The sequence below is a fragment of the Millisia brevis NBRC 105863 genome (genome assembly GCF_001552615.1).
Classification (GTDB): Bacteria; Actinomycetota; Actinomycetes; order Mycobacteriales; family Mycobacteriaceae; genus Millisia; species Millisia brevis.
This window is the reverse complement of the sequence record NZ_BCRN01000020.1, coordinates 64,063-75,626: the sequence shown is the minus strand read 5'-3', so window position 1 is coordinate 75,626 and position 11,564 is coordinate 64,063. Positions and strand designations below refer to the sequence as shown.

Sequence of the window (11,564 nt, the reverse complement as noted above, 5' to 3'; positions counted from 1 at the left end):
CGGCCCGGGCCGCCGACCGCAGCCGGTCGGCGCGGCCGCGCAGCGCATCGGCGCGCTCCTCGGCGGTGCGCACCGCCAGCCGTGCCTCGACCTCCGTGGCCCGCGCGGCGGCCAGCGCTTCGGCGGCCATCTCGCGTTCCTCGGCGAGCGGATCGCTGTCCCCGGCGACGTCGCCGTCGAATTCCGATTCGCTCTCGGCCAGCCGCAGCCGCTCCTCGAGCTCCGCCAATTGGGTCACCACGGCGGTGCGGCCCGACTCGGCGGTGTCGCGTTGCTGGATCAGTCGGGCGATCTCGGCCTCGGCCGACCGCACCACCTGGCCGAGCCGGCCGAGCTGTTCGTAGACCGCGGAGATCGCGGCGTCGGATTCGCGCAGCGCGGCCAACGCCTGGTCGGCCAGCTCCCGGCGGTCGTCCAGTTCGGCGGCGGCGCCGGTCAGGGCGGCGGCGGTCTGTTCGAGTTCCCGTTCGGCCGCCGCGAGCTCCACGGTGGAGGTGTCGATCGCCGACTGCACCTCGATCGTCGAGGGCGCCCGGTCGGAGCCACCGATCACCCAGCCGGCGCCGACCAGGGCGCCCGCCCGGGTGACCGCGCGCCACCGGGGGCGGTCGCGGGTGATCGCCACCGCCCGATCGAGGTCGTCGACGACGCAGGTGTCGGCCATCGTCCGGCGCAGGGCGGCCAGTACCTCCGGCGGCGCCTCGACGGTCTCGATCAGTCGCCGACTGCCCTCGGGAGCCGGATCGGGCCGGTCGTCGTCGGTGTCCGGGAAGACCAGCGCCGCGCGGCCGGCGTCGGCATCGAGCAGCACCGTCACCGCCTCGCCGGCGGCGTCGGCGGATGCGACGGTCACCGCGTCGGCCATCATGCCGAGCACCGCGGAGACCGCGATCTCGTAGCCGTCGGCCACCCGAATCCGTTCGGACAGCCGGCCGGTGACCAGGTCGGCGCGATGGTCGAGCAGCCAGGCGGCGCCGTCCTTGCGGCGCAGTCCGATCTGTAGGGCGTCGATGCGGGCGCGCAGCGAGGCGACCCGCTGTCCGACCTCGCGCTCGCCGGCGCGCAGTTCCGCGACCCGCTCGTCGGCGGCGCGCAGGGCCTCGGCGGCGCGTTCGTGCCCGGCGTCGAGGGACTCCTCGCCCTCGGTCAGGCTTTCGACCTGGGTCTGGACCTGCTCGAACTCGACGCGGGCGGCATCGGCGCGCTCCCGTGCGTGTTCGACACCTTCGGCGCCGCGCCGCATCTCCGCGTCGATCGACTCGACGCGGGCGCGGGCGGTGGCGACCTGCCCGCCGAGCCGGGCGAGGCCCTCCCGACGGTCGGCGGCGGCGCGCACCGCTGCCAGGTGCGCCCGTTCCGCATCGGAAGCGGCGCGTTCCCGGTCGGCGAGTTCGCCGCGGATCGCGTCGAGGGTGTCGCGGGCGGTGTCGACGGCGGCCAGCAACTCCGCCTCCTCCAGCGCGATCCGCTCGGCCCGGGCTTCGAGCTCGTCGGGATCGTCGCCGACCCGCTGCTCGGGTTCGCGGGTGAGACTGCGCGCGCGGTCACCGGCGATGCGGATCGTCGCCGAGGTGCGCTCGGCCAGCGCGGACAGGCGGAACCAGGTGCGGGCGGCGTTCTCCGCGGCCGGCGCCACCCTGGCGAGCGCCTGTTGCTGGTCGTCGGCGATCGCGGTCAATTCCTCGAGCAGCGCGGTCGCCTCGGCGTGCTGCTCGCGCACCAGGTTCTCGCCGCGCGAGTGCTCGGTCAGCTCGGCGCGCCGGGTCACCAGGTCGTCGGCGGCCAGGCGCAGCCGGGCATCGCGCAGGTCCGACTGGATGGTCTGCGCGCGCCGGGCGACCTCCGCCTGCCGGCCGAGCGGCTTGAGTTGGCGGCGCAACTCGCCGGTCAGGTCGGTCAGCCGCGCGAGGTTCGCCTGCATCGAGTCGAGCTTGCGGACGGCTTTTTCCTTGCGCTTGCGGTGCTTGAGGACGCCGGCCGCTTCCTCGATGAACGCGCGCCGGTCCTCCGGGCGCGATTCGAGGATCGCCGACAGGCGCCCCTGCCCGACGATCACGTGCATCTCGCGGCCGATGCCGGAGTCGGACAGCAGTTCCTGGACGTCCATCAACCGGCAGGAACTGCCGTTGATCTCGTATTCGCCGGCCCCGTCGCGGAACATTCGCCGGGTGATCGACACCTCGGAGTAGTCGATCGGCAGGGCGCCGTCGGAGTTGTCGATCGTCAGGGTGACCTCGGCGCGGCCGAGGGCGGCGCGGCCGGCGGTACCGGCGAAGATGACGTCCTGCATCTTGCCGCCGCGCAGGGCCTTGGCGCCCTGCTCGCCCATCACCCAGGTCAGGGCGTCGACGACGTTCGACTTGCCCGAACCGTTGGGTCCGACCACACAGGTGATGCCGGGCTCGAGCCGAAGAGTCGTCGACGACGCGAAGGACTTGAACCCTCGCAGCGTCAGACTCTTCAGGTACACGGCAGTCGAGAATACCGGTCAGCGCTCGACAAACCCGCTGATGCCTCCCCGGGCGGGGCCACGATTGTCGATCACCGTGGTCACCGAACCGGGGGTTCGGCCCGATCGCAGCTGTTCGACCAGGGCGTCGAGGGCCGCCGGCGGTCCCTCGGCGACCACGTGGACCCGCCCGTCGACGGTGTTGGTGGCCGAACCGACGAGTCCGAGTTCGAGGGCGCGCGATCGTGTCCACCAGCGGAAGCCGACACCCTGCACCAACCCGTGCACCCAGATGTCGGCCCGCTGATCAGGCATCCGCGGTGTCGACCACGAAGTTCAGCGAGACCTTGGTGCCGGCCTTGAGGGTGCGTCCGACGGTGCAGACGTTGTCGATCGACCGCTCCACCACGGCGAGCAGCCGGGCGCGGGCCTCGGCGTCGAGTTCGCTGAGATCGAGTTCGAAGGACTCCTCGAGGTGCGGGTACACCTCGTTCCCGCGGTCGGCGTCGCCGGAGACGCGCACCACCGCGTCGAAGCTGTCGCCGAGGCGGCGGGACAGCGGCAGGTCCGCGCTCATCGCGGAGCAGGCGGCCAGGGCGATCTTGAGCAGTTCGCCGGGGGTGAAGACGCCCTCGACGTCCTGCGATCCGACCAGAACCTCGGCGCCGCGGCTGCTGCGGCCGGTGTAGCGGCGGGTTCCGGTGCGCTCGACCCACAGGTCGGTATGCGCGGGGGCACTGTCAGGTGTGGCTGCCATGGCTCCATGGTCGCACCGCGCGGGGCCGATCACGCCGCCGGTGCGGTGCGCCCACCGCGAACAGCCGCGGACATCACCCGAAGGTGTGCGTACATCTTCCTCAGCGGGGCGCCGCGACAATAATCGTCGCGGCGACGCTGTGGCGCGAATGGTTGCACACACCCCCGTGCCCATCACCGACGGCGCGGCCGCACCTGGCACTTCGGGCAGCTGTAGGACGACCGGTTCATGAAGCGTTCCCGGCGGATGGGCGCTCCGCACCGGCGGCAGGCGAGATCCTCGCGGCCGTAGACGGCCAATTCGCGCTCGAAGTAGCCGGATTCGCCGTTGACGTTGACGTAGAGGCTGTCGAAGGAGGTACCGCCGCGGGCGAGCGCTTCGCCCATCACCTCACCGGCGGCGCCCATCACCGCCACGATCTGGCGTGCGGTCAACCGATCGGCCGAGCGCTCCCCGTGCAGTTCGGCCCGCCAGAGCGCCTCGTCGGCGTAGATGTTCCCGATCCCGGACACCACGGTCTGGTCGAGCAGGACCCGCTTGATGTCGCTGTGCCGGCGGCGAATCCGCGGCACGATCGGGACGATGTCGTAGCGCGGGTCCAGCGGATCGCGGGCGATGTGGGCGATCGGCTCGGGCACGGTATCGGTGGGGTCGTCGTCGGTGACCACCAGCGGCGCGACGAGCCAGCCGCCGAAGGTGCGCTGGTCGACGAAGCGCAGCACCCGCCCCTCGGAGAGCTCCGCTCGAATCCGCAGGTGCCGATCGTCACCCCCGCGGTCGCGGCCGTCGACACCACTGCCGGCATCGCGCCGATCGCGGGTGTCGACGAGCATCTGCCCGCTCATCCCCAGGTGCACCACCAGGGCTTCGGCGGGCGGCTCGTCGATGCCGTCGGCGATGTCGATCCACAGGTATTTGCCGCGTCGACGGACGCGATCGATCCGCCGGCCCTCGAGCCGGGCGATCAGATCGCCGGTCGGACCTTCGTGGCGGCGCACGGCGCGGTCGTGCAGGACGGTGACCCGTTCGAAGCGGGCACCGGTGACCAGTCGTTCGAGGCCGGAGCGCACCACCTCGACCTCGGGGAGTTCGGGCATCTACCCGTCAGTCGGCCGTACCGGCGGTCGCGGCGTCGGCCACCGCCCGGTCGCCGGCGGCACCGCGGTCGGTGACCAGCCGCCAGGCCTCGGCGGCGGCGTTCTGCTCGGCTTCCTTCTTGGAGCGGCCCGAGCCGCTGCCGAGGGATTCGCCGGCCACGCGCACGGTGGCGACAAAGGTCTTGTTGTGATCGGGTCCGCTGGACTCGACGTCGTAGCCGGGGGCGCCGAGGCCCCGTTCGGCCGCCAACTCCTGCAGGCTGGTCTTCCAGTCGAGGCCGGCGCCGAGGGTGGGCGCGCGCTTCAGCAGGTCGCCGAAGAGGCGCAGCACCACCTCGCGCGCCACGTCGATCCCGTGTTGCAGGTGGATGGCGCCGAGCAGCGACTCCATACCGTCGGCGAGGATCGACGGCTTGTCGCGGCCGCCGGTCAACTCCTCGCCCTTGCCGAGCAGCAGGTGCGCGCCGACACCGCCGTCGCCGAGCCCGCGGGCGACCCCGGCCAGGGCGTGCATGTTGACGACGTTGGCGCGGATCTTCGCGAGCTCGCCCTCGGAGCGGTCCGGGAGAGAGTTGTAGAGACGCTCGGTCACCGCCAGACCGAGAACCGAGTCGCCCAGGAACTCCAGGCGCTCATTGGTGGGCAGGCCACCGTTCTCGTAGGCGTACGAGCGATGCGTCAACGCGAGGGTGAGCAGCTCCGGGTCGAGGTCGACGCCAAGGGCAGCGAGCAGCGCGGACCGATCGACTTCGGGGACTCCCCGGACGCCGGTCCGCGCCGTCTTGCTTGCTTCCACCATCGCGATGTCACTTCCGCCGATCAGATGGCGGACGCAACCTGCCGGCCGTTGTAGGTGCCGCAGGTCGGGCAGGCGACGTGCGGCAGCTTCTTGGCGTTGCAGCCGCGGTTCGGGCAGCTGACCAGCGTGGGCGCAGTGGCCTTCCACTGGCTGCGCCGGGTGCGGGTGTTCGAACGCGACATCCTGCGCTTCGGGACAGCCACTTTAGGTACTCCTTGATCGATCGACGGAAGGGCCGTAGCTCTCCCGCAGGTACGTATATCGGGGGTGGCGACTCGGACCGTAGGTCCGAACCGCACGTTGGGGCGCGGCGATCAGCGCTCCGAGTCGGTGCCCTCGGAGGTTGCCTTTTCGGCCAGTGCAGCCCAGCGAGGATCTATTGTCTCATGACTATGCCCGGGCTCCGCAATCGCCAAGCGTATGCCGCATACCGAGCACAATCCGAGGCAGTCCGGCGAGCACACCGGCTGGAACGGGAGCACCGCCGCAGCGGCGTCGATCAGCATAGGCTCGAGGTCGATCCGATCGCGCTCGACCCGCCGTACCTCGTCCTCTTCGGACGTCTCGACGGTCAGGCTGTCCGGGTACGCGAAGAGCTCCTGCGGCTCGATCACCAACTCGTCGGTGAAGGTGTCGAGGCACCGAATGCACTCGCCGGTGACCGTGCTGCGCACGGTCCCGCTGACCAGGACGCCCTCCGACACCGCTTCGAGCCGCAGATCGAGATCGATCGGGGTACCCGGCTCGATCGCGATCATCTCCAGACCGATCCGCGACGGTGCCGACACGGTGGCCCGATACGGCAGCATCGAGCCCGGCCGACGCCCGAGCGAGCGCGTGTCGATGACCAGGTCATCCCGGTTCCCGACGCCGGTCACGGCGGTCCTCCATCCTTGCTGTTCACAGTCGCGCGGGGCTGCCCACACGATCGACCCCGACGACCGGTCCGTCGCCGAGGTATCCCATCAGGGTACCGACTCAGCGAGCCCGTCGACCACGACCCGCGGAATTGTCCCCGGGCAGGTCGAGCCGACCGGCTCCCGAGCGCAGTTGCTTACGCCCCTTGTTGACCGAACGCAGCGTGGCGTCCAACAATTCCTCGAATTCACCGAGGGTGGCGTCGACGTAGCCGTCGCTCTCGTCCCGCAGGGCCTCGGCATCCTCGCGCGCGACGTCGAGCAGCCGCGCCGACTCCTCCCGGGCGGCGCGCATGACATCGGTGGCCGACACCAGGCGGGCCTGCTCCGCCTCGCCGTCGGCGACCAGTCGTTCGTACTCGTTGCGGCCGCGGCGAATCTCGTGTTCCGCGTCGGCGCGGGCGGTATCGACGGTGTCGCGGGCCTCATCGTTCGCGTCGGCGACCAACTGTTCGGCGTGTTCGGCGGCCTGGGCGACCATCCGGTCGGCCTGGGCTTTCGCCTCGGCCAGCAGCCGATCGGCCTCGGCACGGGACGATTCGATCGTCTCGCGGGCTTGCTCGTCGGCCTCGCCGATGGTGGTCTCGGCGGTCTGCTTGGCGTCGCCGATCAGCCGATCGCGATGATCGAGGATGTCCTGGGCGTCGTCGAGTTCGCCGGGGAAGGCGTCCCGCACGTCATCGAGCAGTTCGAGCACATCCCCACGCGGAACGACGCAGCCGGCGGTCATCGGAACGCCGCGCGCTTCCTCGACGATGGCGACCAACTGGTCGAGCGCCTCGAATACTCGGTACACCAGCCACCCTCATCCACGATCCGGCGGCCACCCTGACGGTGACCGCGTGATCCCAGTTTGCACGGCGAAGCGCCCGGACGCAGCCATCACCGCCGTGTGTCGCCCACCCAACGGGCGCCTCGAGGTGTAAAAGAGCCGGACCGGCTCGGTGCTCAGCCGCCGGTCGCGGGGCTTGCGATCCGCTCCTGCAGGGCGGTCAGGACGTTCGGCGATACCCACCCGGAGACGTCGCCGCCGTGTGTCGCGATCTCCTTGACGTAGGAGCTGGAGACGAAGGACAAGCTCGGGTCCGCCGGCATGAAGAGCGTCTCGACCCCGGTCATCGACCGGTTGAGGTTGGCCATCTGCTCTTCGTAGTCGTAGTCGACCATGCCCCGCAGGCCCTTGACGATCGCGGTCAACGACTCCTGTCGGGCGAAGTCCACCAGCAGTCCCTGCCAGGACGCGACCCGCACATTCGGCAGATGCGCGGTGGCCTCCTCGATCAGCGCGATGCGCTCCTCGATGGTGAACATGCCCCGCTTGTTGGGGTTGACCACGACGGTCACCACGACCGTATCGAACTGCGCGGCAACACGTTCGAAGATGTTGACATGACCCTTGGTCACCGGGTCGAAGGATCCCGGGCATAGCGCGCCACTCATGATTGCGAAACGCTATCACCGGCCGCCGGCGAGTCGGCGGCGTCGTCCGGTCGGTGGTGGGCGATCTGCACCGCCGTCTCCCCGTAGCGCCGCTCGGCCGCCGCGGCGAGGGCCTCCGGCCAGACGATCCCCGGCGATCGGGACGACCGTTCGACGACGACCACCGCATCGGCGGCCAGCCAGCCGCGGGTGGTCAGTTCGGCCAGCACCCCGGCGACCACCGCGGAGTCGACGACGTAGGGAGGGTCGAGGAAGACCAGATCGTGCGGGGTGCCCGGGGTGCGGGTCACCGACTCGACCGTGCCGGTGCGCACCGTGGCCCGGCCGGTGCCGACCACCTCGATATTGCGCCGGATCACCTGCGCCGCCCGCCGATCGGATTCGACGAACAACGCCTCCGACGCCCCGCGGGAGAGCGCCTCGAGCCCCAGGGCGCCGCTGCCGGCGTAGAGGTCGAGAACGCGCAGGTCGTCGAAGTCCATCCGGGCGGCGAGCGCGTCGAAGAGGGCCTCGCGCACCCGGTCCGAGGTGGGCCGGGTACCCGCGGGCGGCACACTCAGCCGCCGCCCGCGGGCGGTACCGGCGATGATCCTGGTCATCGGCCGGTGAACGTCATCGAACCGAGGCAATCATCGAGCGGCGGACTCAGCTCTCGGCCGCGGCGCGATCGCCCACGGCGACCACGAGCACCAGGTCCCCGCCCTCGACCTGGGCGACCGGGGCGAGGGCCAGGCGGGTGACGGTGCCGCTGCGCGGCGCGGTGATCGAGGCCTCCATCTTCATCGCCTCGATCGTCGCGATCGTGTCTCCGGCGGAGACCTCCTGACCTTCCTTGACCTGCAGGGTCACCACCCCGGCGAAGGGCGCCGCGATGTGGCTCGGGTCGCTGCGGTCGGCCTTCTCGGAGGCGGGACGATCGGCGACGATCGACCGGTCGCGCACCGACACCGGACGCAGCTGACCGTTGAGGATGCACATGACGTTGCGCATGCCGGCGTCGTCCGGCTCCGAGATCGCCTCGAGCCCGATCAGCAGCGTCACACCCTTGTCGAGGCGCACGCTGTGCTCCTCGCCCTGCCGCAGTCCGTAGAAGAACTGGTTCGCCGACAGCATCGAAGTATCCCCGTGCTTGGCGACGTGCTCCTCGTATTCGCGCGTCGGGCCGGGGAAGAGCAGCCGGTTGAGGGTGCGGCGGCGGTCCTTGGCGGTCCCCTTGAGGGCGGCCTCGTCCTCCGCGGAGACCGTCGCCACCGGCGCGGCCGTCGTGCGACCGGCCAGGGCCGCGGTCCGGAACGGTTCGGGCCAGCCGCCGGCGGGCGTACCGAGGTCGCCGCGCAGGAAGCCGATCACCGAATCGGGCACGTCGAACCGGGACGGGTCGGCGGCGAATTCTTCGACCGACACCCCCGATCCGACCAGGTGCAGGGCCAGGTCACCGACCACCTTGGAGCTCGGGGTGACCTTGATCAGCCGGCCGAGCAGCCGGTCGGCCGCGCTGTAGGCCTCCTCGATCGCCTCGAACCGGTCCCCCAGGCCGAGCGCGATCGCCTGCTGCCGCAGGTTGGACAGCTGACCGCCCGGGATCTCGTGCGAGTAGACGCGGCCGGTCGGCGCGGGAATGCCGGACTCGAAGGGGGCGTAGACCTTCCGCAACGCCTCCCAATAGGGCTCGAGGTCGCAGGTCGCCGCGAGCGACAGGCCGGTATCACGCGGGGTATGTGCGGTCGCCGCGACGATCGACGACAGCGAGGGCTGGCTCGTGGTGCCGGCCATCGGGGCCGAGGCGCCGTCGACCGCGTCGACGCCCGCCTCCCAGGCCGCCAGATAGGTCGCGAGCTGCCCACCCGGGGTGTCGTGGGTGTGCAGGTGCACCGGCAGGTCGAAGTTCTCCCGCAGCTTGCGCACCAGGGTGGCCGCCGCGGCGGGCCGCAGCAGACCGGCCATGTCCTTGATCGCCAGCACGTGCGCGCCCGCGTCGACGATCTGCTCGGCCAGCTTCAGGTAGTAGTCGAGCGTGTACAGGCTCTCGTTCGGATCCGACAGATCGCCGGTATACGACAGCGCGACTTCCGCGATCGCCGTACCGGTTTCGCGGACGGCCTCGATCGCCGGCCGCATCTGGTCGACGTTGTTCAGCGCGTCGAAGATCCGGAAGATGTCGACGCCGGTCGCGGCGGCCTCGGCGACGAAGGCGTGGGCGATCGTGTCCGGATAGGGGGTATAGCCCACCGTATTTCGGCCGCGCAGCAGCATCTGGAGGCAGATATTCGGAATCTCCTCCCGCAGCGCCGCCAGCCGCTCCCACGGGTCCTCCTTGAGGAACCGCAGGCTCACGTCGTAGGTCGCGCCGCCCCAGCATTCGATCGACAGCAGCTCGGGCATGGTGCGAGCGACGTAGGGGGCGACCGCTATCAGCCCGCTGGTGCGCACCCGCGTCGCCAGCAGGGACTGGTGCGCGTCACGGAAGGTCGTGTCGGTGACGCCGAGGGCGGTCCGCGCCCGCAGGTCGGCGGCGAAGCCCTCCGGTCCCAGCGCCAGAAGTCGCTGCCGCGAACCGTCCGGAGGCGCCACCGTCGTGTCGATCTTCGGCAGCTTGTCGTGCGGGTATACCGAACTGGGCCGATTGCCGTTGGGCTTGTTGACCGTCACGTCGGCGAGGTAGGTCAGGATCTTGGTGCCGCGGTCGCCGGAGCTGCGGGCGGTCAGCAGGGCGGGTCGCTGCTCGATGAACGAGGTGGTGGCCCGGCCGGCGCGGAAGTCCGGATCGTCCAGGACCGCCTGCAGGAACGGGATATTGGTCGCGACGCCGCGGATACGGAATTCGGTGACCGCGCGCTGGGCGCGGGCGAGCGCCAACGGGAAGGTCGCCGCGCGACAGGTCAGCTTGACGATCATCGAGTCGAAGTGCGCGCCGATCTCGGCGCCGAGGCTCGTGCCACCGTCGAGCCGGACGCCGGCGCCGCCGGGGCTGCGGTACGCGGTGATGCGGCCCGTATCCGGGCGGAAGTCGTTGGTCGGGTCCTCGGTGGTGATGCGGCATTGCAGGGCCGCGCCGCGCAGGGTGATCGACTCCTGCTCGAGCCCCAGATCCGGGAGCGTCGAGCCGGAGGCGATCAGCAACTGCGAGCCGACCAGGTCGATATCGGTCACCTCCTCGGTGACGGTGTGCTCGACCTGGATGCGCGGGTTCATCTCGATAAAGACGTGGTTGCCGGCCGGGTCGACCAGGAACTCGACGGTGCCGGCGCAGCGGTAGCCGATCTCGCGGGCGAAGGCGACCGCGTCCGCACAGATGCGATCGCGCACCGTGGGGTCGAGATTCGGTGCCGGGGCGAGCTCGATGACCTTCTGGTGACGCCGCTGCAGGCTGCAGTCGCGTTCGAAGAGGTGTACGACGTTGCCCTCGCCGTCGGCCAGGATCTGTACCTCGATATGGCGCGGGTCGATCACCGCCTGCTCGAGGAAGACCGTCGCGTCGCCGAAGGCGGACTGCGCCTCGCGGCCGGCGGCCTCGATCGCGTCGCGCAGGTCGGCGCGTTCGAGCACCCGGCGCATGCCCCGGCCGCCGCCACCGGCGACCGCCTTGACGAAGACCGGGAAGGTCATGCTCTCCGCGGCGGCCAGGAGCTCGTCGACGTCGGCCGACGGCACCGAGGATTCGAGGACCGGCAGGCCCGCCGCCCGTGCCGATGCGATCGCGCGCGCCTTGTTGCCGGTCAGCTCCAGCACATCGGCGGATGGTCCGACGAAGGTGATGCCCGCCCGCTCACAGGCCCGCGCGAGTTCGGGATTCTCGGACAGGAAGCCGTAGCCGGGATAAACCGCGTCCGCACCGGAGCGCACCGCCGCCTCGACGATCGCCTCGACCGACAGATAGGCCCGCACCGGGTGGCCGCGCTCGCCGATCTCGTAGGCTTCGTCCGCCTTCAGCCGATGCAGCGAATTGCGGTCCTCGTAGGGATATACCGCGACGGTCGACGCGCCCAACTCGACGGCGGCGCGAAATGCTCGGATCGCGATCTCGCCACGGTTGGCCACCAGCACTTTCGAGAACATTTTGCCGAGCCTACCGGTTTCCGCGGCTACCACCAGGGGCGTTCGTGGA

Annotated in this window: 11 protein-coding genes; all 11 read right to left on the bottom strand. The window is 70.8% G+C overall.

Annotated elements, in window-relative coordinates; all coding sequences use genetic code 11:
* Window positions 1-2,470 (bottom strand): chromosome segregation protein SMC (smc, locus tag MB1_RS21990; RefSeq protein WP_066912724.1); only part of this gene is annotated, 2,470 nt, incomplete at its 3' end.
* A gap of 18 nt (window positions 2,471-2,488) precedes the next feature.
* Entirely contained in the window at window positions 2,489-2,764 is a 276-nt protein-coding gene (locus MB1_RS21985; protein ID WP_066912722.1) for an acylphosphatase, read from the bottom strand.
* The gene (locus MB1_RS21980) at window positions 2,757-3,206 is read right to left on the bottom strand and encodes an OsmC family protein (protein ID WP_066912720.1); all 450 of its coding nucleotides are present in this window, start codon (window positions 3,204-3,206) and stop codon (window positions 2,757-2,759) included. The genes MB1_RS21985 and MB1_RS21980 overlap by 8 nt, the downstream gene beginning before the upstream one ends.
* A 173-nt stretch (window positions 3,207-3,379) precedes the next feature.
* Window positions 3,380-4,303 (bottom strand): bifunctional DNA-formamidopyrimidine glycosylase/DNA-(apurinic or apyrimidinic site) lyase, encoded by a 924-nt coding sequence (gene mutM, locus MB1_RS21975; RefSeq protein WP_066912717.1) that lies wholly within the window; start codon window positions 4,301-4,303, stop codon window positions 3,380-3,382.
* Between the two features lie 7 nt (window positions 4,304-4,310).
* A complete protein-coding gene (gene rnc / locus MB1_RS21970) occupies window positions 4,311-5,102 on the bottom strand; it encodes a ribonuclease III (protein WP_066912715.1) in 792 nt (263 codons plus the stop codon).
* Between the two features lie 20 nt (window positions 5,103-5,122).
* Window positions 5,123-5,305 carry a 50S ribosomal protein L32 gene (rpmF, locus tag MB1_RS25330; RefSeq protein WP_084352415.1) on the bottom strand — a complete coding sequence of 61 codons (183 nt, stop codon included), beginning with the start codon at window positions 5,303-5,305 and terminating at the stop codon, window positions 5,123-5,125.
* 111 nt (window positions 5,306-5,416) lie between these two features.
* Window positions 5,417-5,911 carry a YceD family protein gene (locus tag MB1_RS21965; protein WP_084352427.1) on the bottom strand — a complete coding sequence of 165 codons (495 nt, stop codon included), beginning with the start codon at window positions 5,909-5,911 and terminating at the stop codon, window positions 5,417-5,419.
* 169 nt (window positions 5,912-6,080) lie between these two features.
* The gene (locus MB1_RS21960) at window positions 6,081-6,815 is read right to left on the bottom strand and encodes a DivIVA domain-containing protein (RefSeq protein WP_066912711.1); all 735 of its coding nucleotides are present in this window, start codon (window positions 6,813-6,815) and stop codon (window positions 6,081-6,083) included.
* A 152-nt stretch (window positions 6,816-6,967) separates the two neighbouring features.
* Entirely contained in the window at window positions 6,968-7,459 is a 492-nt protein-coding gene (gene coaD / locus MB1_RS21955) for a pantetheine-phosphate adenylyltransferase (RefSeq protein ID WP_066912707.1), read from the bottom strand.
* A complete protein-coding gene (rsmD, locus tag MB1_RS21950; RefSeq protein WP_066912706.1) occupies window positions 7,456-8,058 on the bottom strand; it encodes a 16S rRNA (guanine(966)-N(2))-methyltransferase RsmD in 603 nt (200 codons plus the stop codon). The genes coaD and rsmD overlap by 4 nt, the downstream gene beginning before the upstream one ends.
* A gap of 46 nt (window positions 8,059-8,104) precedes the next feature.
* Window positions 8,105-11,515, bottom strand: a complete 3,411-nt coding sequence (locus tag MB1_RS21945; RefSeq protein WP_066912705.1) for a pyruvate carboxylase — start codon at window positions 11,513-11,515, stop codon at window positions 8,105-8,107.
* Window positions 11,516-11,564: the final 49 nt, after the last annotated feature.